Source organism: Psychrobacter sp. KCTC 72983, assembly GCF_014280455.1.
In the GTDB taxonomy this organism is placed as follows: domain Bacteria; phylum Pseudomonadota; class Gammaproteobacteria; order Pseudomonadales; family Moraxellaceae; genus Psychrobacter; species Psychrobacter pacificensis.
In genome coordinates, this window is record NZ_CP060390.1 from 1,177,779 (window position 1) to 1,202,067 (window position 24,289).

The window sequence follows — 24,289 nt, forward strand, 5'->3', positions numbered from 1 at the left end:
AACACGACATAAGTTCATTTTATTATGAAATTGCGGTATAATATTAACTAATATGACTTATGCTAGATAAAATCATGAGGTAATCCATGCGTCCAATCAAACAGATTCATGGTGATAAAGCACCACATTGGGTCGGTGACGGATTCTTTGTGAAAACATTGATCAATTATGTCGATGACCAACCAGACTTCAATTACAGTCATACCGATCCATTTTTACTATTTGATTATGGCGAGCCGACGACATTTGCACCAAATCCTGATTATCAGACGCAGCCACATGGCATTGGCAAACACCCTCATAAAGGTTTTGAGACCGTCACCCTCGCGTACTCAGGTGAAATCAGTCATGCTGACTCTATCGGTGGACGCGGGGATATTTTGGAAGGCGATGTGCAATGGATGACCGCTGGTCGCGGCATTCTACACGAAGAGTTCCATTCTGAGGCGTTTGGGCAGCGCGGTGGTGTGTTTAGTATGGTGCAAATGTGGGTCAATCTGCCAAGCGCGCACAAGCTGACTGATCCTAAATATCAATTTATCAAACGTGCTGAGATGCCTATCATAGAATTGGTGGACAGTCGCGATGCCGACTCTCAAGATAATCTTACTAAAGATGCTGTTGCTCAAAGCGCTGACAAACAAACGGTCATCGGTCAAGTTGCCATCATTGCAGGTGACTGGCATGGCGTCACAGGTAATGCGGTAACCTTTACGCCCATTAACCTATGGGATATCGCGCTGCATACCGCAGGCACAACGATACTCGAAGTACCTAGCACGCACAATACCCTGCTTCTCGTACAAGAAGGCCGAGTACTGGTCAATGGCACATCTATCAGTGCAGGCAATCTGATTCAGTTTGCAGCGCCGATTGAACCATCTGTAGATTCTCAACCTGTACCTTTATCTGATGCTGCTACCGATACTATTGAGCTCACCTATTCTACCGATAACGATGAACACACTCCTGCCAAACTACTGTTGTTAAGTGGTGAACCTATCGGTGAGCCTATCGCAGGTCACGGCCCCTTTGTAATGAATACCCAAGATGAGCTACGACAAACGTTCCGTGATTATCAAACAGGCAATTTTGGTACATAATGAAAATAGAAGCACAAAAAAGCCCTCTGACTACCGATAGTCAGAGGGCTTTTATGAAGCATAATTTAGCTATTTAGTCAGCAGAACCGACAAATAAACTATTGCGCCTGATCCATAAACGGATAATCAGTGTAGCCAACCGTGCTGCCACCATAGAAGCTCTCTGGATGCTGCTCGTTGAGCGGTGCACCCTCTTGAATACGTTCAGCGAGATCAGGATTGGCAAGATAATCACGACCGAATGCTACTGCGTCGATATAACCTGCCTTGATATTTTTTTCTGCTTTGTCCGCATCATAGCCTCCCGCCGCGATGATGGTCTGATCGAACGCATCACGGACACGCTGACGGAACTCATCGCTATACGGCGTACCCCCTGCCCAGTCTGGCTCTGACAGATGCAAATACATTAGACCACGCTTGTTGATTTGCTCAATCAGCCAAATGTTATCGTCTTCTTCGTAGCCTCCCTCAACATTGTTGAACGTGCCAAGTGGTGAAATACGAATACCCACGTGATCAGCATCCCATGCCTCTGCGCAAGCATCAATCACGTCCAAGGTCAGACGCGCGCGGTTTTCGCGGCTGCCACCGTACTCATCGTCACGCTGATTGGTATGCTTGGCCCAAAACTGATGCAGCAAATAACCATGCGCGCCATGAATCTCAATACCATCAAACCCCGCTTCCTGCGCGCACTTGGTTGCATGTGCAAAGTCAGTAACCACTTGCTGAATCTCATCAAGACTGGCTGGGCGCGGCGGCGTGGCATCCGCGCGAATGGCTTGGTTGTCACTATCACGCAATGAGGTACGGATACCTACATCGACATCTGAGGCTGAAATTGGCGCACGGCGCTCAGGTTGTACGCTTTCATGTGAGACAAGTCCTGTGTGCCATAGCTGGACGACAATCTTGCCACCTTTGGCATGGACATTGTCAACGATGGCTTTCCATGCAGTGACTTGATCTTGAGTATGTAGCCCTGGTGCGCCTGCATAGCCTTTTGCTTGAAACGATACTTGCGTCGCTTCAGTGATGACAAGGCCCGCCCCTGCACGCTGCGAGTAGTACTCTGCTGCCCATGTGATAGGGACATCGCCTGGCTCAACGGCACGCAGACGTGTCAGTGGAGCCATCATAATGCGGTTTTTTAGCGTTTGTGTGCCCATTTTTACAGGCTCAAATAAAATATCGTGTGCCATAATCTGTCCTATTGGTTATTGTCGCTATTTATGATCTTTAGTTATAGCAACCATCATTCATACTGATTATTATCGAATGCTGTTTAGAAAAACTTATAATATCATTAGTAAATCTACGTTTAGCGCCTACATTTATAGGGGATAGATTTCATTATTCCAAGCAATATTTACAAACAGATACAACAATATTCACCTATACAAATCTTTGTATTTGTTTACTACGAAGACTGTTTACTAAGCCTTAAATACTGTTCATCTGGGCCTTGTCTTTTGGCTTTAGCATTTTCTTAATTGATAGCTCTAATGACAGATATGTGCCGATTAATATCACAATCGAACCAATGATGGCTTGTATATTTAGCGCCTCGCCAAGCAATAGATAGCCCAAAATAATCGCAAAAATTGGAATGACTAACGTGATACTCGTGGCACGCGTTGGCCCAATATTTTTGATCAACTGATTCATAAAAATAAGGGCAATGGCGGTTGAAAACACACCGATACATATTACAGATACCCATGCCTTTATGCTGATCGCTTTGCCATAAGGGAACTCTGTAAAAGTCACCGGCAGCATGATAAGGCTACCGATGATGAGTGAACCTGCCGTGATCGCAACTGGCGAGACATCGTATAAGTAGTTTTTGGTGATGTTTGCGCCAAGCGCATAACCCACACAAGCGAATAGCGCGTAGCCCATCGGTAATAATCCCTCGACCAAGCCTTTACCCTGATCGCCACCACCAAATAAGCTTTCGCTCATCAATATAATCACCCCAACTACCCCAATCACCAATCCAAGCGCTTGTTTTTTGGACAGTCTGTCTTTAAAGAAGACGCGAGCGATAAAGCCGCTCATCATCGGTACGGAAGCGTTTAGTACGGCGAGTACGCCTGCATTCACTGACTGCGCAGAAAAAGAAAACAACACAAATGGCAATGCGGCAGAGAATAAGCCAACCAGCGACAGCATTTTCCAGTGCTGTTTGATACCAACTCTGTTTTTCTTTTTTAGCAGTACAAATACGAGCATGACCAATCCTGCAAAAATCACCCGCAAACTGGCAAATGCCAACGAACCAAATTCAGGCACGCCAACCCGATAAAACACAAAAGAGAGTGACCACATAAAAGAGAGGGTCACAAAGATGATGAGATCACGGTTGGTCATCGGATAATCCTATTAAGCACGTAGACTGCATTTGCCAACTCGTGTCGGTCATAACCGTCTGATATGTGGTGGAGGTTAATGTGCTAATAAGGCACTATGATGGTAAATCTATAACCACCTTGTATATTGCTTTTTATAGGTGTCATCGCACATTCTTATGGATTAACCTGTCTTATTTAAAGCCATTTCACGATGTCTAGCTTTTCTATATCTTAGATAACTGGGTAAAATACTTTATCGAGCGAAAAGCCAGTAGACGCTGCTACCCTACAATTTTTCTACTTTAGCCTATTTCAGCGCTTTATTATTTATATACTGGCAAACTCCAAAGTCACTCTTGAGTCATTACCCTCATCAGTATGTATAAGAATAGAACCTATCTTGATATCGAAGCTTTCTAACAATAAGACTCATCGATAGACAATCTTAATAATATCAAAGTATAAGCAATGCCATCTAATCAGTAGGAGGTTTCCTTAAAAATATAATAATTGATATTTGTTTGCTAATTTTTTACTATCTATTTACTATCTAAGAGGTATTGGCTCGTATCTGGCGATACAAAAATAGATGACAAATTACACAAAAAGCTAAACTGTCAGTATGAGGGCGCTGAAGGTGCAGCGATGAGTTATAGCTTTAGGCAGGTCTCTTATAACCTGCCAGGACTTGGCAAAATGGCCACATCTAATCAAGCAAACTACAATGACCGTAATGAGATCACTGGATGGACGACCACCGTCAATGATGAGCCAGCCATTATCAGATATCGTTTGCCAAGCAATCAGCGTATCGTCAGTGATGCCTATGCGCAGTCTGGCAAAGCGGTGATGCAGTGTTATCTTAGTACCAAGTCGCAGTGGGAGATTTGTGCTGAATAGAGTGAGATATTATTGAGATTTAATACATCATAAAGCTGAGCTTATTGCTCAGCTTTTCCACTACTAGCAGCAAGACTTAATACTTTTTACGTTATAGTATTGCTTACATATTCCATCGAATTACTCTCCCTACCACTCTATCATTGAACCCCAATCTTTTATCAGTAAGAATATCAGTATCTATTTGTAGCACTTCCCTATAAAAACGATTAAAAAAGGATCCATCATGAAACTGCGCATCTTAAAGTCTGCGGTGACCAATCCTTGGTTCAATCTTGCCACCGAGGATTGGATATTTAATACGCTCAATCCCGACTCGCACACGCTTTTCTTATGGCGCAACTCTGAGACCGTGGTCATTGGTCGCTCACAAAATCCATGGGTAGAATGCAAGACGGATAAGATGGCAGCAGACGATGTCTTTTTGGCGCGGCGTCAAAGTGGCGGCGGTGCGGTATTTCATGACTTGGGCAATACCAATTTTACTTTTTTATCCCCAAAACACGCGTACGACCAAACGGCCAACTTTACCATTATCATCAATGCGCTAAAAAAGCTGGGTATCGATGCTGAGCAGTCTGGTCGTAATGATATGCAAGTGGGCGATCGAAAAATATCAGGCAGCGCCTTCAAACACGCCGCCGATCGCAGTTTTCATCACGGGACACTGCTAGTCAATGCCAATATGCAAAAGCTTGGCGATTATCTCAATCCGCATCCCTTAAAGCTCAAAGCAAAAGGCATCAAATCGGTACGTGCGCGCGTGGCAAACTTGGTAGCGTTCAATGATGCCATCAATCATGAGACCTTGTCTGAGGCGATTATCGAGGCGTTTTGTGAGTATTATGGAGAAACTGCGCCAGTTGAGCAGTTGGATGAAGCCAGCCTTGCCAAGCAGCCGGCGCTAAACGCTTACTATCAGCAGATGGCGGACTGGGATTGGCGCTTTGGCAAGACGCCTGAGTTTAGCCATCATATCGAGACGCGCTTTGATTGGGGCATGATGGATGTGCATTTGGATATCAAGCAAGCTGTGATTACGGAGGTTGTTATCTTCTCTGATGCGTTAAATATTGAGCTGATTGATTTGCTCAAAGAGACATTGACTGGTGTGAAATATAATAAGCATGAGATTAATGCCAAGCTTGCTGAGCTGGGCAAAGCACATCCTGAATTGGCAGCACAGATAGACGATGTATCTGAGTGGCTGACTAGTGAGATGGAAGGTTACTAATTTATGATTAAAAGTGTATAGTTTAATTTTTTATCACATAGAAGTCAGAAATGTTAGGTTTAAATCTTGAATCTTTAGACAGTTTATGGCCAATCGCAATTATCATGGCAACATTGAAAATACTTTTTGAGATAGGAAAGGTATGTAAATCTTACCAAGAGAATAGATACTATAGCTTGGATAAGCTCAAAGAAGCTTTTGAAACAGAAAAAGTTGATAACAAACTCAGAGAACAGTTAGTTACTACCTATGAAAGAGAGGTGTTCCACAAGATTTATAAATTAAATATAAGTAAATATTATCGTAGAAAAATTATTGATATCTCCAACAATTCTTGCGATATTGAGTTATCGACTTTTAGAAAAGCAAATAACTATATTACTTACGAAAATGAAAATATCTGCTTAATTTATAGATATTCATACCCTATATTAAAAACACTAAATAAAATATATTCTTATTTTTACTATATGCTCTCGGTTTTTTTCATTGTAGGTTTTCTATCTTATTTCTTAGAATATGAGTACTTATCAAAAATCTATGTCTCTGTAGACAATCAGTATGTATTACTGTTTTTAGGGCTTTATTTTCTTTTGGGATCGTTTTTCAGTATAAAAAAGGAAGTCTCTCTGGAAGCAGTAATAGTATTGAAAAAACATGCTGACATACATCGAAGTGATATCAATATCATACATAAAGAATTAATATATGACAAAATAGTAAAAAAAATACTTAATATCCCTTAATCAAGCTAGATAAAGAATCATTAATAATTTCAAGAATTAGTTTCTTTAGCAAATTAATGTACTTAAGCAAAGGCTGTTCTCAAGAAAAACAGCCTTTGTCAAAACATTCATTTTTTCAAATATAGATTATTTGAAAAGTCTAAATAATCCTTAAATCCCTGCCGCAACCTCAGCCCCATCACGAATCGCACGTTTGGCATCTAGCTCAGCGGCGAGCTTAGCACCGCCGATGAGATGATATTGCGCGTCTGGTGCATCACCGACATTTGGCATCAGACTGGCGACTGACTCTTGACCAGCACAGACGACGACGCTATCGACACGGAGTAGCTGGCTTTGACCTTGGGCGTTGGTGACCCAAATACCTTCGTTGGTGATTTTGTCGTACTGCACGCCAGCGACTTGGATGACGCCATGCGATTTGATATGCGCGCGATGTACCCAGCCTGAGGTTTTGTTCAGACCACTACCCAAACGGCCTTTGCTACGCTGCATCAGATAGACTTGGCGAATGGGCTTAATCGCTTTAGGTCTGACCAGTCCGCCATCACTTTGATAATCGGTATCGTTGGTCACGCCCCATTCCTCGCGCCACTCGCTGATGGACTGAGGTTCAGGGCGATAATCTGGATCTTTTAGACCTTCAGGGCCGATCTCATCCAGCGATTGTCCGTGATTGGCAGTCAGATATTCACTAACATCAAAGCCAATACCGCCAGCACCGATGACCGCCACGGTGTTGCCCACGGCTTTTTCACCAGAGAGCAATTCAGCGTAGCTGATGACTTGTGGCAGATCAGCCCCTTCAAGCTTACCTGCGAGACTTCTAGGTACAACGCCAGTGGCGACGATAACATGATGGAACTTGGCTTTTTCCAACATGTCTTTATCTACAAAAGTATTAAGTTTAATCTCGACGCCTAAGTGCTCAAGCTCGTTGATATAGTAGCGAACAGTCTCAAAGAACTCTTCTTTACCCGGGATGACTTTGGCGTAGTTGAACTGTCCACCCAACACATCTTTGGCTTCAAACAAGGTCACTTCATGACCACGTAAGGCGGCGACATGAGCGGCTGACATACCAGCGACCCCGCCACCGATAACGGCGACTTTTTTCGGTTTCTTGGTTTTTTTGTAGACCAGCTCAGTCTCATAACAGGCTTGTGGATTGACCAAACAAGTCGAGCGTTTGTTTTCAAACGTATGATCGAGACACGCTTGGTTACAGGCGATACAGGTATTGATACGATCTGTCTGACCGTTTTTGGCTTTGTTGACCCAGTTTGCATCCGCCAAGAATGGACGCGCCATTTGAATTATGTCAGCTTGACCCGCAGCGATGATTTCTTCTACCGTGTCTGGCATGTTGATGCGGTTGGCCGCCATCATCGGGATGCTGATGTGTTTTTTGATCTCAGCGGTGAAATCAACGAAAGCGGCGCGTGGTACGCTGGTGACGATCGTTGGGACACGCGCTTCATGCCAGCCGATGCCCGTATTCATGATCGTCACGCCCGCTTCTTCTAACGCTTTTGCCACGGTGATGACTTCATCCATGACGTTGCCATCTTTGACCAAATCAATCACTGACAAGCGGAATAGGATAATAAAATCTTCACCCACGGCTTCGCGAACAGCTTTGACCACATCGACGGCAAACTTCATCCGGCCATTGATATCGCCGCCGTATTGATCGCTACGCTGATTGACGTGGCGCGATAAAAACTGATTGAGTAAGTAGCCCTCAGAGCCCATGATTTCGACACCGTCATAGCCCGCTTGCTTGGCAAGACGCGCTGAGCGGGCATAGTCTTTGACTGTCTGCTCGATATTTTTTATGCTCATCTTGCGCGGTTTAAACGGCGAGATTGGAGATTTGATTGGGCTGGAGGATACCGCAAAAGGATGATAGCCATAGCGACCACTGTGCAATATCTGCATGATGATTTTGCTGTCATGCTTATGCACAGCACGAGTGAGGCGTTGGTGATTGATGACGTCAGCTTTGGTATTCATCGTGCCGCCAGCAGGCAACAACCAACCTTCGCGATTGGGAGAGATGCCGCCTGTGATCATCATTGCCACGCCGCCTTTGGCACGTTCTGCAAAATACGCCGCCAGCTTACCATAATTATAAAAACGATCTTCAAGCCCTGTATGCATAGAGCCCATGACCAAGCGATTTTTTAGCGTGGTAAAACCCAAATCTAATGGCTCAAATAAATGTGGATAATATTCGTTAGTGCTGGCAGTTTCGATCGTATTGGCAGAACGGCTGGCGGTCATATCATTTTCCTTATGAATGGTTTTTTTGGACTATTTTTGCAGAACAGACATACTATAAGATGTAGCGTTATCAGTATCGTAACACACCGCTATTATCACTAGCTATGCAGACAAACGACTGATGAGTGAGCACTATTTAGCGACGATCAGAATATGATCGTGAAGTGTGCCAATTATCACACGGGCTGGTGGCGTATCGTTAGGTTATTATGGTAAAGCCCGCTCCAGTGTTGACAATGTTTTTTTATAATCAGACAACTATTTTATCACTTCCTCCTCACCGCCCATTAGACTAATCGATAAACATCGACTATTCTAATCTAACACCTTTCTATGTTAAATTACGGTGCTGCGTTACCCTATTGACGCGTTATAAAAATACGATAAAGGATTATCATCATGACAGATTTTCATACCGGCCTCGGCAAAAACGCTGCCAATTATCAACCACTCACCCCTATTGATTTTATTATCCGTAGCGCTCAGGTTTATCCCGATAAGACTGCGATCATTTATGATGACCTTGCACACAACAATCTCACTCAGACATGGCAACAGACTTATACGCGCTGCCGTCAATTGGCGGATAGCTTACGCAAATTGGGTATCGATAAAAACGATACGGTCGCCGTCATGCTACCAAACACGCCAGCGATGGTCGAATGCGCCTTTGGCGTACCCATGTCAGGCGGCGTACTCTGCACGTTGAACACGCGCCTTGATATCAACGCCCTGACCTTTTGTTTGCAGCATTCAGAGGCCAAGGTTCTTATCTTGGATAGCGAGTTTGCGGAGCACGCTGAGATCATCAATGAGACCTTCCCAAACCTCATTGTCATTCACGCGACCGATCATGCTATCGATGTCGAGGCGTTTGGACAGATGAGCTATGAAGCATTGGTTGACAGTTCAGACAGCTTGGATAATTGGGAGATGCCAGCGGATGAATGGGATGCCATTGCCCTGAACTACACCTCTGGCACAACAGGCAAACCAAAAGGCGTCGTTTATCATCATCGCGGTGCTACGCTCAATGCGGTGTCGAATATTTTGGATTGGGATATGCCAAAGCATCCAATGTATCTGTGGACGTTGCCGCTGTTCCATTGTAACGGTTGGTGCTTCCCGTGGAGCATCGCTGAGCGCGCTGGGGTCAATGTCTGCTTGCGTAAGATTGATGCGGATTTGATATTGCAGCTAATTGCCAAGCATCAAGTGACCCATTACTGCTCTGCGCCCGTCGTCCATAATATGATTGCTGGCGGCAAACCCGAATACAAGGAAGCCATTACGCATACCGTCAAAGGCTGGGTCGCTGGGGCACCACCATCTGAAACCATGCTGGCAGCAATGGAAGCGATGGGCTTTGATATCTCTCACGTCTACGGTCTCACTGAGGTCTATGGGCCAGTGACCGTTTGCGCTGAGCAAGAAGAATGGAATGATCTTGATGTCGCTACCCGCGCCCAAAAAAAATCACGTCAAGGCGTGACCTCACACTTAATGACAGGGTTTGAGGTATTTAAACAAGGCACGACTGAGCCAGTCGCCGCCGATGGCGAAGAGATGGGTGAGCTGGCACTACGTGGTAATATGGTAATGAAAGGCTATCTAAAAAGCCGCAAAGCCACCGAAGAAGCATTCACTGATGGTTGGTTCCGCACGGGGGATTTGGGTGTCAAATACCCTGATGGCTATATCAAAATCATGGACAGACTCAAGGATATCATCATCTCAGGCGGTGAGAACATCTCTAGTATCGAGGTCGAAAACGTCCTATACAAGCTCCCTGCGATTGAGAGCTGTGCGGTCGTCGCCGCGCCACATGATAAATGGGGCGAAGTGCCCGTCGCCTTTATCGAGATTCATGAGGGCAGCACCTTGCAACGTGATACAGTCATGACGCATTGTAGTCAGCACTTAGCAGGTTTTAAAGTACCAAAATATATCGTCTTTGCTGAAATTCCAAAGACCAGTACGGGTAAAGTACAAAAGTTTGAGCTACGCCAAGCAGCCAAATCGTTGGCGCATGAAACGTCAAAAGTCACTGCTAGTGCTAAATAAAACGGCGATTTATTAAATCCTGTCATCAACTAACATTCATAAAAAAGGTCAATCACATATACGTGGCTGACCTTTTTTCGAGTGCTAGCCTATTTATACTATAGTTGGTTCAATATAATTTGGAGACAAGGAAGCCAAGTAAAAGTACTACAAATAGTAGACTAAGCGAGGCTGACACCGTATCCAATTTATAGAGAACTAACTATATCAGCCAATTTTTGGCTCAAACCACTGATAGACCAGCATCCCTATGATCATCGCAGGGATAAACACGTACGCTTGCCACTGACCCGTCCCGAGCAAGACGATGCCTGGCCCTGGGCAAATACCGACCAGCCCCCAGCCGATACCAAACAACATGGCTCCGATAATCAATTGTTTGGTGATGACGGTTTTGCTTGGCATATCAATGGGCGTGCCAATCCAGCTACTCTCTTGACGCTTGGCCAACAGCACACCAAAAAATGCAACGAACAAACCACCACCCATCACCAGTGCAAGGGAGATATCCCATGCGCCAAATATGTCCAAAAACCCTTGTACTTTTACAGGGTCCGTCATACCTGACACCAGCAGCCCAAACCCAAACAGTAACCCTGCCAGTAATCCGATTATATTTTTTAGCATCGTCGTCTCTCGCTATTATTATCTTCTATTAACTCTTATATATCGTGCGTGCTTTAGTCCTACTAGCAATCTCATGGCGATCTGCCATTGAGCATTTATAGTAGCCCTAGGACATGACGACCGATATACACGGTCACAATACCCAACAGCATAAAGGTGACGGTCGCGGCCAGTGAGCGTGGAGACAGACGTGCATTACCGCAGATACCATGCCCACTGGTGCATCCTGAGCCAAGACGCGTGCCAAAGCCCACCAATAGCCCTGCGGCAATCAACAGTGGCAAAGAAGTGCTAATCTCTACGTTAGGTAGCGGTCTTGCCAGCCTGTACAGCACGGGCGATATGACCAAACCCAGTATAAACAGCACCTGCCACATCTCTACACGCTTGGGTTTTAGTAAGCTTGAAAAAATGCCACTGATACCGGCTATACGCCCGATACCGAGCAGCAAAATAACCGTCGCCACCCCTAGCATCAGACCACCGACTAAAGAGATCGGTGTAAATGCTTGCCAGTCTATTTGTATACTCATAACGGACTACCCATTTAGGTTTATTAAGTATTTGCTTAACGTTCTATTTATATAAATACATTATATTATAAAATATAATAAAAGGGTAAAAAAATACTGAGCACGTATGATGATAATAACGGCTCAGTATTTTATGATGATAAAAGCGTCTTCAGAAGTACTTATAAAGTTAGCGGTATCATTTTAAAAGGTTTCTCAATCATAACTACTGGCTTAGTACTTCATCCAGTGCGGACTCAAAACGCGTGACCGTACCGTCGATATCGGTTAATTTATCCAAGCCAAACAGACCCAAACGGAACGTCTTGAAGCTGTCAGGTTCACCTACTTTTAAGGGTACACCAGCGGCGATTTGCACACCCGCTGCCGCAAAAGCGCTGCCTTTATGCATATCATCACGATCGGTATAAGACACAACAACGCCAGGCGCTTGAAAGCCTTTAGCCGCAACGCTCTCGATGCCTTTGGCTTCTAGTACTTCACGAATACGTTTGCCAAGCGTCCACTGCGCCTCACATAGCTTATCAAAACCAACCGCTTTGGCTTCATTCACCGCATCACGGAACTGGCGTAAGCTGTCTGTCGGCATCGTCGCATGGTAGGCATGACCGCCGTTTTCGTAAGCGCGCATGATATTTAGCCATTGCTTTAGATCAATACTAAAGCTATCAGACTCTGTGCTGTCTACTTTTTTGACCGCCGCCTCGCTTAGCATGACAAGACCAGCGCCTGGTGTACTGCTCCAACCTTTTTGCGGCGCGCTAATCAGCACATCGATACCCAAGTTTTTCATGTCTAACCAGACACAGCCTGACGCGATACAGTCGATAACCAACAATCCACCGACACTATGCACAGCCGCGCTCAACGCTTTGATATAATCATCTGACAAAATCATGCCAGACGAAGTCTCGACGTGCGGCGCAAATACCACTGCTGGCTGCTCTTCTTTGATTTTAGCTACCGCCGTGTCGATATCGACTGGTGCAAACGGCTTTGGTAACTCGCTATCATCTGCACGATTGGCTGTGAGCACGGTAGAGGATTTGGCAATTTTGCCTTTTTCTAAAATCTGCGTCCAACGATAGCTAAACCAACCATTACGAATGATGAGGCAATCTTCGTCATTTGCCAGTTGACGCGCGACCGCTTCCATACCATAAGTACCAGAACCCGGTACGATCACCACGGCATCCGCGTTGTAGACAGATTTTAGATCACTAGATAAGTCATTCATCACTTGCTGAAAGGCTTTTGACATATGGTTTAGCGCACGATCAGTGTAGACCACCGAATACTCTAATAAGCCGTTTGGATCGATATCTTGACGTAATGCAGGCATGGAACACTCCTAGTATATGATTAGATGATGACTGTTTCTTAATTTTTTGGACCTTATTTTTATACCATAATATGGGGATAGGAAATAATATAGATACTAATATCGTTAAGTACCATAGATGATTGGTATCAACCGAATACTCATATCGAACAAAAATGAAGAAGATATAGGATAGACAAGATAACCCTTTAACCCAGCGCTACTGTCTTTGATGATGAGGTCATGTGTTGTTTTGATATCAATGCTTCAGATTCATGATATGCAAACGCACTGATTCTAATACACATTAATGAGGGCTATAAACATGGGGCGAAACTATTTCTAGTCACGTTATAGTCACAACATGAGCGAGTCTCATCACCCTATGTCAAGCCAAACTGTCTTGACCCAAATCATCCATAAGATTTGATAGTAGCACTGATACTAGAGGTTGACAACGATACGCTCAGGCACTGATATGGCTTGCGTGATTAGAGTTTTATTGGTAAGTGTTCGTTGATCGACGCTGTGAGAACATTAGCGCCCGCGATGGGCATCCTGTAGCCCAGACACCACAAAATCTAGCAAATCGCTATCACCTTCGCGGGCCGCTTTACGCATGAGCTTGGATGGTGCGTGCGTCAGTGTTTGAGTCAGGCGCCGTGACAGCTCAATGAGAATGTCTTCTGGACTGTTATCTTCTTGTTGCAGCTTAGCAATGGACTCATGCAGTAGCTTATCTACTTGATTTTGAGTACAGGTACGATACTGCTGGATGTCTTTACCCACTTGACGAACTTGGAAGCGACGATCTATTTCAACGACCAATTGACTGACTAAAAGTTCCGCATCGACCGCCGCTTGCCGACGCTGCTCAATATTGCCAGCAATCACATGCTGCAAATCATCGACAGAATACAGATAGACATCATCCATGCGACTGATGGTTGAGTCAATATCACGTGGTACGGCCAAATCTATCATCAACATTGGCTGATAACGGCGACGCTTAAGCGCTTGCATGGTCATGGTTTTATCAATCAATAAATCCATACTACCACTACAGCTGCTGACAATATCGGCGTCTGCCAGCACTTGCGGCAAATCTTGCAAGGGTCTGACGTCTATGCGGCGATTGGGACTACGCAGTTCAGCCGCCAATGCCTCAGCACGCTCAGGATTACGATTACAAATAATCACTCGCCCAACGCCAAGTCCTGCGATATGGGTGGCAACCAAGCGATTCATCTCACCTGCCGCGACGACCAATAGCGTACGACTCGGCAAGTCATCAAATATCTGCGTGACCAATTTGGCCGCCGCAAAACTCAGCGATACCGCTTGTGCACCCACTTGCGTCTCATTACGTACTCGTTTGGCAGCGGCAAATACTTGATCAACGATCCAACCGAGCTGATTGCTCAATACTTTTTGCTCTTGTGCCAAATGCACAGAGCGCTTGATTTGACCAAGTATTTGCGGCTCACCCAGTATCATAGAATCCAGCCCCGCTGCGACTCTTAGCCAGTGGGTCAATGCGTGCGTGTCGCGGTGCACATAGAGATAAGGATCGATATCTACGAGTGGCAGCTGTTTGAATTCAGCAAGCCACGTCTTAATCTTGAGGATATGAGCGCTGATCATGCTTGATGTGACATGAGCACTGCTACTAAAATCATTGTGGGAGATGGCGTGATCTGTCTGCTCATTGACTGCCGAGCTTGATGAATGTGAGTGGTGCGGGGTCAACGTATGGGGCACAAGCGCATAAATCTCAGTACGGTTGCAAGTAGAGACAATCACACTGCCATCCGTGAAGGATTCTATTTGCTCAAGCGCGACATTCACATCGTCACCCACCAGCGCCAAGCGCTCTCGCAGAGCGACTGGTGCAGTTTTGTGATTGACCCCAATGACCACTAATCTCATTATCGATAGACCATAAACATGACGCCTAGCTGCCCACTCACGCTATCTTATTATTTTTAAAAGACAGTTTTTGACGACAGCGCTGAAAGGAAGACCCTAAAAACCGCTTATTATATCATTATTGCTGGCGTTAATTAACACTCACCCATCTATGATAGCGATATCTCTGTATCTGGTCGCAAATGTAACAAATCAACTACCGATATGATTGATAAAATCAATGGATGTATTTTGGCAAATAGTCGCTAAGATCATCATAAATCATTCGCTTAGTGTCGCCTAACTTGTTATATTTCCACAGTATTCTGATCAATATACCTATTTGTATAAAAGTCTTAGCAAGATAACTCATGCTTAAAACAAGTATCAGTCATAGCCTATCAATAGAATGATGATTGCTCAGATATGAGTAACACGGATGCTATTGTTTATACTGTTCATCCGCTCTTATAATATTTGTCATGGGTACTCATTACCACTATTTGATTTGAAATGATTAAAATAAAATTGCCTCAGCTATGTAGGTAAACCATGGGCGAACACGACTATCTATGATGTTTTTTGGATCATTATCTAGATCACAACCTCTTTATAACGAGCAATCTAGCCTCCGCGCTTTATTGCAAGTCGTTATTGATCGTTTGTGCCAGCGTTATAAGCTAGCGTTGTCATTGGCCGTCTGTTTATGCCTTGCCGTACCTGCACATGCCAGCCATGCTGATACAGAATTGGCCGCAAAAACGCCACCAGTAGCAGTCATTACTAGCGATAACAGGGCAAATAATAATGCTACTTCTAGCACCTCTATCAGCACGACTGTTCATAAAAACAGCCAAATGACAGATAGCGTAACCAACATTGATGGTCTAGCGCCAGCCAGCCTATGGCAGCCTGAACTCAACGAACCCAGTTTATATGCTCTATTAGATGCAGAGTTTGCTGCGGATCGTGATGACAAACAACGTGCGATGACGATCTATAAGCAACAATCTTTTAAAGAAGATGCCACAGCGGTATTTGAGAGGGCGCTAACTCTATCATTGCGTAATGAAAGGGTTGAGGATTCATTAGCCTTTGCGAAATCATGGCAAGACCAGAATCCTGATCATGTACCTGCTTGGTTTTATGTGGCGCATTTGGCACTACGGGCACACGACTATATCTTAGCTGGCGAGACCTTAAACCGCATCTTGCGTTACGATCCGCGTGCAGATTTGAGCGAAATCCTTATCGGTATTTATCCCAATAATGACGATGACAAACGCGAGCTGCTTGCCGCTTTGCAGCCACTAGATAGTGAGCAAAATGCTTCACTGTCCGTATTAAAAGCTGGTTTACTTTACCAATTTAATGAGCCCGAAATCGCTATCGTGCATATCAACCGTGCGCTAGAGCGCCAGCCTGATTATGTGCCTTTTATCACCCTAAAGGCTGACATCTTGCGCAAAATCGTCACCTCTGAAACTGTGGTCAACTATATAAGCCAAGCACGCTTGCGCAATCCTGATAGCAAAAGTTTGTACCTGTACGAGATTCGCTACTTATTAGACTTAAAACAAAGCGAGCAAGCTTGGAAACTATTGCTCGAAGCCCACAGCCGCTTTAACGACGATGCTGAGATTACCTTGTTAGCAGCACTAGTGAGCTTGGATATCGAAGAATATGCGAGTGCGGATGATCTACTCAATATGCTTGCCAAAAACCCCGCTTACCTTGACCAAGCTTATTACTATCTCGGTATCAGTGCTGAGCGCCAGCAGCAGTTTGATAAAGCCAAATACTATCTCAATGCCGTGATGCAAGAAGACTTAGTATTAGAAGCACGTCGAAAAGTGGTCGCATATGAATTGCTCAATGACGACGTCGACGCCGCCATTGCTACTTTAGAAAAGCTACGCAAAGACTTTACGGTGTTCGCCCCTGACACCTTTGTGATGCAAGCCGATATTTTGTGGCAGCAAAATGAATCAGAAGAAGCCTTACGTCTATTGACGCGGGCCGCTCGTAAATATCCTGATAATGAGATGTTACTCTTTGCCCGTGTCCAACTGTTAGATGACAAAAGCGACTATGTCGTCAAACGTACACTCCTTAATCATTTGCAGGCGCTCGATCCTACCAATTTATCCTATCAGCTCAGTTATGCACAGTTGCTATTGGCCAACGAGCGTAGCTCTGAGCAAGGTCTGGCACTCGCCACAGCAATTATCCAGATTCGCTATGATGATCCGCGCTACGATAATGACCTTCATCTACAGGCCCTAAACGTACTGGCGGGTAATGCACTGGCCAAAGAAAACTATAAGCAAGTCATCGATTATCTGCAAACGCCTTACGATGTGCTCCCAACCCTGCGCTCAGGCACTCTATTACTGCGTGCTTATCAAGGTCTTGGCAATAACGAAAAAGTCGAAGCACTACTCGCAGATTTGCAACAGCGCTTCTCCTTTGGACAACACAATATCAATGACAGCATACAGCTATATTGATAGTGGTTTTTCAAAATAACTGTTGCGGCATGATGCCATTAGGCTTGACACGTCACAAAGCACTTATCAATTACAAGGGACGTATAAGAAGCTAACAGCCGTGCATAACTGAGCAACAAATAGCCCTTAAGCTAATATCTTTGTTAACCTGTCCATTTTCCCATTTTGAGAGCACATTATGTCAGCATCAACGATGTCTTATAAACCAAATAAACTGGCTTTGCTTACTGCGATAGCGACTACAATGGTTATTACCTCTGGCTGTCAGTCACTAAAAACAGCCAACGCGACCAATCAACCAACCACGATGCAAGCTCAAAACGCAGATCAGCCCAAAAAGCTAGAGAGCTTTAATATCACGGGTAAAATTGGGGTGACCATACCTGCTAATGACACCTCAGGTACCCAAGGTGGTAGTGCGTTTTATGCATGGGGACAAGAAAACGATCGTTTTGCTATTGAACTCATCGGCGCGCTTGGCATTGGTAAAACCAACATCGAGTACAATGGTCAAACCGCGACGCTAGTCAGTGAAAAGACAGGCACACTGACCGCTGATGACCCTGAGGAACTATTACAAAAAGCCACTGGCTGGCAAGCGCCTATCTCGCAAATGCCTTACTGGATTTCTGGTCGCCCCGCGCCTTCAGATAGCGCTCCGCAGCTAGATGCTCAAAACCGATTGATCAGATCAGTCAATGGCGACTGGAGTGCCAGCTTTACTTATAAAGGGAATGACAAACTCCCTAGTAAAATCAGCGCTGTACAACCACAGGGCAATAAAGTTGTGATGACGATTAATCACTAGTCCGTCATTACTAGTATATCACCACTGAAAAATCAGCCCCTATTGCTCATTACCATAGTCGTTTATGACTGTACCTTATGATGAAAAAACATGATTGAAAACATAGCCGAAGCATCTGACTCTACTGTTACGCGTCTATCCCCTGCAAAAATCAATCTATTTTTGCATATTACAGGCAAGCGTGCTGACGGTTATCATAATTTGCAAACGGTGTTTCGCCTGCTTGATTGGGGCGATTATTTGCATTTTTCACTCATGGATGATGTTGTGATACAAACGGCTGATAATAAAGCGGATGCCAATACCCTCTGTCATCAGCTATTGGTATTAGCTGGTGCAGAGGCGATAACTGCCAATATAGAAGACAACTTAATCTTCAAAGCGGCGCGCGCATTGCTCGCTTTTGCCATACAGTCAGAGACTCTACCTAGGCAATTGGCACAAGTCACTGTCACGTTAGACAAGCATTTGCCCATGGGTGCAGGATTGGGCGGTGGCTCATCCAATGCCGCAACAACTATGCTGGTACTTAATGAGCTTTGGCAGCTTAACGTTACTTGTGATGCGCTGATAATAATCGGTGCAAAGGTAGGCGCAGACGTACCCATCTTTATCTTTGGGCAAGATGCCATTGCCATGGGAATTGGTGAAAAATTAACTGCCATCAATTTACCTGACCAGCAGTATTTAGTCTTAACGCCTGAGGCGCATGTGAATACTGCCAAACTATTCGCCCACCCCAAACTACAGCGAGATATCACTTCTCTGTCGATTGATACGATTAAAAATCAATCCAATGATTATGTTCAAAATTTAAATACGCCCTATCATAATGTCTTTACACCAGTAGTGACAAGCTTCGCTCCTGCTGTTGCAGAGGCTTTAGATTACTTAAAAGGGTTAGAGACGCAAGCAATGGGTACAGCACGCATGACTGGCTCTGGTAGCGCGGTGTTTTTACCCTTAGATGCGAGTATTGCCTCTGATAAAGCGCTGTTGGTAACATGGATTGAAAGTGCGCCTTGTTCGGGGTATGTGGTGGGGAGTTTGTAACGTGAATGCTTTATATCTAAAAAAATGCTCAATAATAGGTACGGTTTTTGTTTGCTTGTCATTGAGTCTAACTGGGTGTACATCGCTACCTAAGTCTTATGATGAACCTAATTCCAAGCGTTTGTCTGATAATGTAATTTTACCATCGCAGCTAGGAATTGAATTAAAAGATAACTCTCAGAATATATCTACTCCTGAGCAGCACCGTAAAACCAGTTCACCTGCTGAACTATTTACTTACGCACCGGCTCTTTCAATGCGCGAAATCAATTTTGTTTTGAAAGGCAAATACGTTATAAAAGATAACTGCTTATACTTTGTTCAGAACGATGATAAGTATCTTAGTCCTATTTTTTATCCAGATAGAGCCATTCTGTTTGAGGATGAAAACTCTATTTCTTTAAAGGGAACCAAGGTTAAACTGGGTGAGGAAGTTCTTACGAGTGGCAAAATTAAAGACCGTATAGGTAGTTACTATTTACGAAAAGGTGATATTGTCATCGAAGACCCAGAGAATACAGCTTGTTTGACGGAACCTGCAATATTTATGAGTGGTAGAGTGGTCAATCCTCTCGTACAAAATTAACTCATACAACATTAGCTTACGATTGACAGGCTTAATAAAAAGACCTCTATTCACTACAATAGTAGCGATGCAACTCAGGCTAATTCACTTAGTTTCGAATAAATACCAGAAAAAGGCGCAAATGACTTGCAAAATCTGAAAATTTACTTATAATAGGTCGCCACAATAGGGGTATAGCCAAGTTGGTAAGGCATCAGGTTTTGATCCTGACATCCGTTGGTTCGAGTCCAGCTACCCCTGCCATTTTTAGTTTGGATTGCTAGTGATAGCAATTGACAACACCTTCCCAATTTCGGTATAGTTCGCAATGAACACCGCTAGGGAACACCGTCTTAGACGGTTGATAGGTAGCGAAGCCTAGCTAATACTTTGTTAGCATTCAGCGCTCGTCCTGCCTAGACATTACAGGGGTATAGCCAAGTTGGTAAGGCATCAGGTTTTGATCCTGACATCCGTTGGTTCGAGTCCAGCTACCCCTGCCATTTTTTACTATCTTAGTAGTCTATAATTACTTTCACCACTCTTTTCTTTATTTGGGCAGTTAGACACTGCTTAGTGGTCGCTGCTTGAGTCAATAAATAGGACTTCAGTCATGCCTTATTTGGCAATTTTTACGGGCAACGCCCATCCAGAACTTGCGAAAACCGTCGCCGACCACCTACACATTCCTCTTGGTAAAGCTGACATCACGCGTTTTTCTGATGGCGAAATTGCCGTGGAAATCAAAGAGCACGTGCGCGGTAAAGACGTGTTTATCATGCAGCCGACTTGTGCACCGACCAACGACAACTTGATGGAAATCATGATGATGGCTGACGCTTTGCGTCGCTCTAGTGCTGGTCGTATCACAGCTGTCATGCCATATTTTGGTTATGCGCGTCAGGATCGTCGCCCGCGCTCAGCGCGTGTACCTATCTCAGCAAAAGTCGTCGCTGACATGCTGAACATCGTTAGTATCGATCGCGTGATGACAGTTGATTTGCACTCAGATCAGATTCAGGGTTTCTTTGACATTCCTGTAGACAATATCTATGGTACGCCAGTACTCCTAAACGACCTACAAAAACAAGATTATGACAACATCATGGTGGTTTCACCTGATGTTGGCGGTGTGGTTCGTGCCCGTGCAATGGCCAAGCAGTTAGGCGATACCGACATGGCGATTATCGACAAGCGCCGTGCTCGTGCCAATGAGTCACAAGTGATGCACATCATCGGTGATGTTCGTGACCGTGATTGCGTCATCGTTGATGATATGGTCGATACGGCTGGTACATTATGTAAAGCCGCTGAAGCACTAAAAGAGAATGGTGCACGCCGCGTCTTAGCTTATATCACTCACCCTGTCCTATCAGGTAATGCACTCAAAAACATCAGCGAATCTGCGCTAGACGAAGTCGTCGTGACTGATACGATTCCATTATCTGCCGAAGCAAAAGCCTGTAGCAAAATCCGTCAGGTCAGTATCGCGCCAATGCTTGCTGAGAGCTTACGCCGCATTAATAATGAAGAATCTATTAGTGCGATGTTTGATGCTTAATATGAGACAGTCATTGCTATAAATTTTAATAACATTGTAGTGACAATAAAAATTTAGTCATAAAAATAATAGCGTCAAGTATCAGTACTTGACGCTATTTTTATGTACGTACTTTGCGTAGGTCTTTATTATTACTACAAAATCCCGTATAATGCGCGCCTGTGCTGACCGTTTGTTTTATTCAATCAGGCCAGCATTATCAAAAGTGCTGATCATGCTGAATAATAATGGCTATTTTGGTAATTTTTACTATAAAAATCATTGTTATAAGCAAATGGCTAACATCGATAGTTGTGTCATTTATACGCAACGATAGATATTAGCTCTCATCACGTATTAGTGGATTGGTCGCAAATCCACTTTTTTATGACCAGACACTTCATCATTCTTTTTATAGGATTATATCCATGAGCAATAATCATTTTGAACTAAACGCTACTGATCGTTCTGCTGACCTACAAGGTAAAGGTGCGAGCCGCCGCCTACGTAAGCAGAACCTAGTTCCTGCTATCATCTATGGTGGTGGTGAGCAGCCAACAGCGATCTCTATCAAAATCAACGAGCTAGTAAAAGCACTTGAGTTTGAAGCATTCTTTTCACACATCTTGACCATCAATGTTGACGGTACCGAGCATCAAGCTGTTATCAAAGACTTGCAGCGTCATCCTGCTAAAGGCTTCCCAATGCATGCTGACTTCCAGCGCGTTGTAAAAGGTCAAAAAATCCACATGAACGTTCCTGTGCATTTTGTTGGTCGTGAAGAAGCGCCAGGTACTGCTGCTGGTGGCGTATTGTCTACTTTAGTATCTGATATCGAAGTGATCTGCCTACCATCACAACTTCCTGAATATCTAGAAGTAGATGTATCTGGTATGGAAATCGGTGATTTGTTCCGTCTATCAGACATCAAACTTCCTGAAGGCGTTGTGATTCATGAGCTTGAGCTAGAAGACGGCCATGACCGTACTATCGTTAACATGCAGCCACCAACGGTTGAAGAAGTTGACGAAGATGCTGACGACGTTGATGCTGATGAAGTACCAGCAACTGAGCAAAACGACGGCGCTGATGCTGAAGAAAGCAACGACGACGAGTAATATACTATGTCTAGGTAGCATTTTATTTTGTGCTACTTAGTAACAGATTCGTTTAGTTAAGAAGACAGCAGGCGATTTGAAATCTCCTGCTGTTTTTGTAAGTAGGGCGTGTTGAACATTCGACCATGGCACTGACAGCGACTATTTTTTAGGCGATTCGATGTTAAAAATAATAAGCTTAGTCACTCTAAGCGCTTATTTTTAACGATGAAGCGGCAAAAAAGAGTCCTGTCCCCTGCTTTTATCGTTGGGGCTGATGCTAAAATTGCCCCATACTGCGTTACAAATCTCGCTAAGGCATCTGCATTATCGTCGCTTTGTGCCTTGTCTGGAACAATTTTAGCGATCAGCAGTGCCTATTTGCGAATGTTCAACACGCCCTAAGGTTTGAGAATATATTGTCTATCAATATTTCAAACCTTATCCTTATTTATCAAATTTAAGCAGGGTGTTTTTATGGCCATAAAGCTTATTGTCGGTCTTGGTAATCCTGGTCAGCAGTATATGTTTACGCGTCATAATGCCGGATTTTGGTTTGTCCATCACTTGGCGCAACAATTCAACATCACGCTCTCCCCTGACAAAAAATTCCACGGGGTGACAGGACGTGGGCACATTCATGGATCTGATGTGCGCTTACTTATGCCTCTGACGTTTATGAATAAATCTGGTCAGTCAGTCGTGCCTATGGTAAATTTTTATGGCATCAAAAACGACGAGTTATTGATTGCTCATGATGAGCTCGATATTCCAGCTGGCAGCATCAAACTCAAAACCGACGGTGGTCACGGTGGTCACAATGGCCTGCGTGATATTACGCCGCATATCGGTAATGACTTTCATCGTCTGCGTGTGGGTATCGGTCATCCTGGTCACAAATCTAAAGTCAGTGGACATGTGCTCTCAAAAGCGTCTCCCGATGAGCAAATCGCCATTGACAGCGCATTGACGGCGGCTTTTGACGCGCTACCACTATTGCTAGATGGTGATATCGAAAAAGCACGTTCACAAATTAATGGCTTTAAATTGCCTGAATAAAATATTATTTCTATAGTAATAGCCTTTTATTTTGGTACGTTTGTCCCCATTAACCTTTTGATTTAGTTATTTAATATCAGTTACGCTAAGGAAGCAACCTATGCTACTTAATATGCTTAAATGCAAATTACACCGTGCTCGCGTTACCCATGCTGAGCTTCACTATGAAGGCTCATGCGGTATCGATGGTGATCTACTAGACCTAGCTGGTCTACGTGAAAACGAATCTATCGATATCTATAATGTGACCAATGGCAAGCGCTTTCGCACCTATGCTATCCGTGCTGAGGCGGGCTCTGGTATTATCTCATTAAATGGTGCTGCGGCTCATATGGCAGACCTAGGCGACATCGTCATTATTTGTGCTTACGCGCATTTCGATGAAGTTGAAGCATCGACGTATCAGCCAAAACTGGTCTATTGCAACGAAGACAACACGGTGAAAGACACAGCAAATATCATTCCTGTACAAGTTGCTTAATATGACAGGATGGTGAGGTTTTGGTAAATTTAAGATAAACACAAAGTTACATCTTTGAGTTAACTGCTATTATTACTAAAAATCTCGATGCTATGAG

At 44.2% G+C, this 24,289-nt stretch carries 20 protein-coding genes and 2 tRNA genes; 15 read left to right on the forward strand and 7 right to left on the reverse strand.

Annotation, left to right across the window (positions count from 1 at the left end):
• Positions 1 to 86: 86 nt before the first annotated feature.
• Positions 87 to 1,103, forward strand: coding sequence for a pirin family protein (locus tag PSBA01_RS05010; protein WP_093067314.1), 1,017 nt, complete (start codon positions 87 to 89; stop codon positions 1,101 to 1,103).
• A gap of 98 nt (positions 1,104 to 1,201) precedes the next feature.
• Here PSBA01_RS05010 and PSBA01_RS05015 read toward each other — a convergent pair whose 3' ends face one another.
• Together PSBA01_RS05015 and PSBA01_RS05020 are read right to left on the reverse strand one after the other, a co-directional pair.
• Positions 1,202 to 2,308: an alkene reductase gene (locus PSBA01_RS05015; RefSeq protein WP_071002472.1), complete on the reverse strand. Its 1,107-nt coding sequence runs from the start codon at positions 2,306 to 2,308 to the stop codon at positions 1,202 to 1,204.
• Positions 2,309 to 2,549: 241 nt separating this feature from the next.
• A complete protein-coding gene (locus PSBA01_RS05020) occupies positions 2,550 to 3,479 on the reverse strand; it encodes a DMT family transporter (protein ID WP_071002474.1) in 930 nt (309 codons plus the stop codon).
• A 626-nt stretch (positions 3,480 to 4,105) separates the two neighbouring features.
• Between PSBA01_RS05020 and PSBA01_RS05025 the strand changes: the two genes are divergently transcribed.
• From PSBA01_RS05025 to PSBA01_RS05035, 3 genes are all read left to right on the forward strand, one after another.
• On the forward strand, positions 4,106 to 4,360 hold the full coding sequence (locus tag PSBA01_RS05025; protein WP_071002476.1) for a hypothetical protein: 255 nt from the start codon (positions 4,106 to 4,108) through the stop codon (positions 4,358 to 4,360).
• 226 nt (positions 4,361 to 4,586) lie between these two features.
• On the forward strand, positions 4,587 to 5,594 hold the full coding sequence (locus PSBA01_RS05030; protein WP_093067311.1) for a lipoate--protein ligase: 1,008 nt from the start codon (positions 4,587 to 4,589) through the stop codon (positions 5,592 to 5,594).
• A 50-nt stretch (positions 5,595 to 5,644) separates the two neighbouring features.
• Complete coding sequence (locus tag PSBA01_RS05035) at positions 5,645 to 6,340, forward strand: hypothetical protein (RefSeq protein ID WP_186475240.1); 696 nt, start codon at positions 5,645 to 5,647, stop codon at positions 6,338 to 6,340.
• Between the two features lie 150 nt (positions 6,341 to 6,490).
• Here the strand turns inward: PSBA01_RS05035 and PSBA01_RS05040 are convergent, their stop codons facing one another.
• Positions 6,491 to 8,626 carry an NADPH-dependent 2,4-dienoyl-CoA reductase gene (locus PSBA01_RS05040; protein WP_186475241.1) on the reverse strand — a complete coding sequence of 712 codons (2,136 nt, stop codon included), beginning with the start codon at positions 8,624 to 8,626 and terminating at the stop codon, positions 6,491 to 6,493.
• 399 nt (positions 8,627 to 9,025) lie between these two features.
• Here PSBA01_RS05040 and PSBA01_RS05045 point away from each other — a divergent pair, with 399 nt between their 5' ends.
• Positions 9,026 to 10,690: an AMP-binding protein gene (locus PSBA01_RS05045; RefSeq protein ID WP_186475242.1), complete on the forward strand. Its 1,665-nt coding sequence runs from the start codon at positions 9,026 to 9,028 to the stop codon at positions 10,688 to 10,690.
• Between the two features lie 207 nt (positions 10,691 to 10,897).
• Here PSBA01_RS05045 and PSBA01_RS05050 read toward each other — a convergent pair whose 3' ends face one another.
• From PSBA01_RS05050 to hemA, 4 genes are all read right to left on the reverse strand, one after another.
• Positions 10,898 to 11,317 carry a DUF6691 family protein gene (locus PSBA01_RS05050; RefSeq protein ID WP_186475243.1) on the reverse strand — a complete coding sequence of 140 codons (420 nt, stop codon included), beginning with the start codon at positions 11,315 to 11,317 and terminating at the stop codon, positions 10,898 to 10,900.
• Positions 11,318 to 11,412: 95 nt separating this feature from the next.
• Positions 11,413 to 11,850, reverse strand: coding sequence for a YeeE/YedE family protein (locus PSBA01_RS05055; RefSeq protein WP_075105759.1), 438 nt, complete (start codon positions 11,848 to 11,850; stop codon positions 11,413 to 11,415).
• 205 nt (positions 11,851 to 12,055) lie between these two features.
• Positions 12,056 to 13,192 carry an aminotransferase class V-fold PLP-dependent enzyme gene (locus PSBA01_RS05060; RefSeq protein ID WP_186475244.1) on the reverse strand — a complete coding sequence of 379 codons (1,137 nt, stop codon included), beginning with the start codon at positions 13,190 to 13,192 and terminating at the stop codon, positions 12,056 to 12,058.
• A 516-nt stretch (positions 13,193 to 13,708) separates the two neighbouring features.
• Positions 13,709 to 15,100, reverse strand: coding sequence for a glutamyl-tRNA reductase (hemA, locus tag PSBA01_RS05065; RefSeq protein WP_093067289.1), 1,392 nt, complete (start codon positions 15,098 to 15,100; stop codon positions 13,709 to 13,711).
• Positions 15,101 to 15,651: 551 nt separating this feature from the next.
• On the opposite strand from hemA, the gene PSBA01_RS05070 reads away from it, so the two are divergent.
• From PSBA01_RS05070 to panD, 10 genes are all read left to right on the forward strand, one after another.
• Positions 15,652 to 17,589, forward strand: a complete 1,938-nt coding sequence (locus tag PSBA01_RS05070) for a tetratricopeptide repeat protein (RefSeq protein ID WP_071002489.1) — start codon at positions 15,652 to 15,654, stop codon at positions 17,587 to 17,589.
• A 178-nt stretch (positions 17,590 to 17,767) separates the two neighbouring features.
• Positions 17,768 to 18,397, forward strand: a complete 630-nt coding sequence (gene lolB / locus PSBA01_RS05075; RefSeq protein ID WP_186475245.1) for a lipoprotein insertase outer membrane protein LolB — start codon at positions 17,768 to 17,770, stop codon at positions 18,395 to 18,397.
• 90 nt (positions 18,398 to 18,487) lie between these two features.
• On the forward strand, positions 18,488 to 19,450 hold the full coding sequence (gene ispE, locus PSBA01_RS05080; RefSeq protein ID WP_186475246.1) for a 4-(cytidine 5'-diphospho)-2-C-methyl-D-erythritol kinase: 963 nt from the start codon (positions 18,488 to 18,490) through the stop codon (positions 19,448 to 19,450).
• Between the two features lies 1 nt (position 19,451).
• Positions 19,452 to 20,036, forward strand: coding sequence for a hypothetical protein (locus tag PSBA01_RS05085; protein WP_186475247.1), 585 nt, complete (start codon positions 19,452 to 19,454; stop codon positions 20,034 to 20,036).
• A gap of 167 nt (positions 20,037 to 20,203) precedes the next feature.
• Positions 20,204 to 20,279 (forward strand) — tRNA-Gln (locus PSBA01_RS05090).
• A 163-nt stretch (positions 20,280 to 20,442) separates the two neighbouring features.
• Positions 20,443 to 20,518, forward strand: a tRNA-Gln gene (locus tag PSBA01_RS05095).
• A gap of 110 nt (positions 20,519 to 20,628) precedes the next feature.
• The gene (locus PSBA01_RS05100) at positions 20,629 to 21,576 is read left to right on the forward strand and encodes a ribose-phosphate pyrophosphokinase (protein WP_057758042.1); all 948 of its coding nucleotides are present in this window, start codon (positions 20,629 to 20,631) and stop codon (positions 21,574 to 21,576) included.
• A 407-nt stretch (positions 21,577 to 21,983) separates the two neighbouring features.
• The gene (locus tag PSBA01_RS05105) at positions 21,984 to 22,673 is read left to right on the forward strand and encodes a 50S ribosomal protein L25/general stress protein Ctc (RefSeq protein ID WP_071002496.1); all 690 of its coding nucleotides are present in this window, start codon (positions 21,984 to 21,986) and stop codon (positions 22,671 to 22,673) included.
• Positions 22,674 to 23,129: 456 nt separating this feature from the next.
• Complete coding sequence (gene pth, locus PSBA01_RS05110) at positions 23,130 to 23,711, forward strand: aminoacyl-tRNA hydrolase (protein WP_093067285.1); 582 nt, start codon at positions 23,130 to 23,132, stop codon at positions 23,709 to 23,711.
• A gap of 100 nt (positions 23,712 to 23,811) precedes the next feature.
• Positions 23,812 to 24,192, forward strand: coding sequence for an aspartate 1-decarboxylase (gene panD, locus PSBA01_RS05115; RefSeq protein WP_010196068.1), 381 nt, complete (start codon positions 23,812 to 23,814; stop codon positions 24,190 to 24,192).
• The last annotated feature ends 97 nt before the right edge of the window (positions 24,193 to 24,289 follow it).

What these genes read in the sequence shown, in the direction of transcription:
- PSBA01_RS05060 (WP_186475244.1), bottom strand. Translation starts at nt 13,192, where the DNA reads ATGCCTGCATTACGTCAAGATATCGATCCAAACGGCTTATTAGAGTAT.
- PSBA01_RS05040 (WP_186475241.1), bottom strand. Translation starts at nt 8,626, where the DNA reads ATGACCGCCAGCCGTTCTGCCAATACGATCGAAACTGCCAGCACTAAC.
- PSBA01_RS05035 (WP_186475240.1), top strand. Translation starts at nt 5,645, where the DNA reads ATGTTAGGTTTAAATCTTGAATCTTTAGACAGTTTATGGCCAATCGCA.
- PSBA01_RS05045 (WP_186475242.1), top strand. Translation starts at nt 9,026, where the DNA reads ATGACAGATTTTCATACCGGCCTCGGCAAAAACGCTGCCAATTATCAA.
- PSBA01_RS05020 (WP_071002474.1), bottom strand. Translation starts at nt 3,479, where the DNA reads ATGACCAACCGTGATCTCATCATCTTTGTGACCCTCTCTTTTATGTGG.
- hemA (WP_093067289.1), bottom strand. Translation starts at nt 15,100, where the DNA reads ATGAGATTAGTGGTCATTGGGGTCAATCACAAAACTGCACCAGTCGCT.
- PSBA01_RS05050 (WP_186475243.1), bottom strand. Translation starts at nt 11,317, where the DNA reads ATGCTAAAAAATATAATCGGATTACTGGCAGGGTTACTGTTTGGGTTT.
- PSBA01_RS05055 (WP_075105759.1), bottom strand. Translation starts at nt 11,850, where the DNA reads ATGAGTATACAAATAGACTGGCAAGCATTTACACCGATCTCTTTAGTC.
- lolB (WP_186475245.1), top strand. Translation starts at nt 17,768, where the DNA reads ATGTCAGCATCAACGATGTCTTATAAACCAAATAAACTGGCTTTGCTT.
- PSBA01_RS05030 (WP_093067311.1), top strand. Translation starts at nt 4,587, where the DNA reads ATGAAACTGCGCATCTTAAAGTCTGCGGTGACCAATCCTTGGTTCAAT.
- PSBA01_RS05010 (WP_093067314.1), top strand. Translation starts at nt 87, where the DNA reads ATGCGTCCAATCAAACAGATTCATGGTGATAAAGCACCACATTGGGTC.
- pth (WP_093067285.1), top strand. Translation starts at nt 23,130, where the DNA reads ATGGCCATAAAGCTTATTGTCGGTCTTGGTAATCCTGGTCAGCAGTAT.
- PSBA01_RS05015 (WP_071002472.1), bottom strand. Translation starts at nt 2,308, where the DNA reads ATGGCACACGATATTTTATTTGAGCCTGTAAAAATGGGCACACAAACG.
- PSBA01_RS05025 (WP_071002476.1), top strand. Translation starts at nt 4,106, where the DNA reads ATGAGTTATAGCTTTAGGCAGGTCTCTTATAACCTGCCAGGACTTGGC.
- PSBA01_RS05070 (WP_071002489.1), top strand. Translation starts at nt 15,652, where the DNA reads ATGATGTTTTTTGGATCATTATCTAGATCACAACCTCTTTATAACGAG.
- ispE (WP_186475246.1), top strand. Translation starts at nt 18,488, where the DNA reads ATGATTGAAAACATAGCCGAAGCATCTGACTCTACTGTTACGCGTCTA.
- PSBA01_RS05100 (WP_057758042.1), top strand. Translation starts at nt 20,629, where the DNA reads ATGCCTTATTTGGCAATTTTTACGGGCAACGCCCATCCAGAACTTGCG.
- panD (WP_010196068.1), top strand. Translation starts at nt 23,812, where the DNA reads ATGCTACTTAATATGCTTAAATGCAAATTACACCGTGCTCGCGTTACC.
- PSBA01_RS05105 (WP_071002496.1), top strand. Translation starts at nt 21,984, where the DNA reads ATGAGCAATAATCATTTTGAACTAAACGCTACTGATCGTTCTGCTGAC.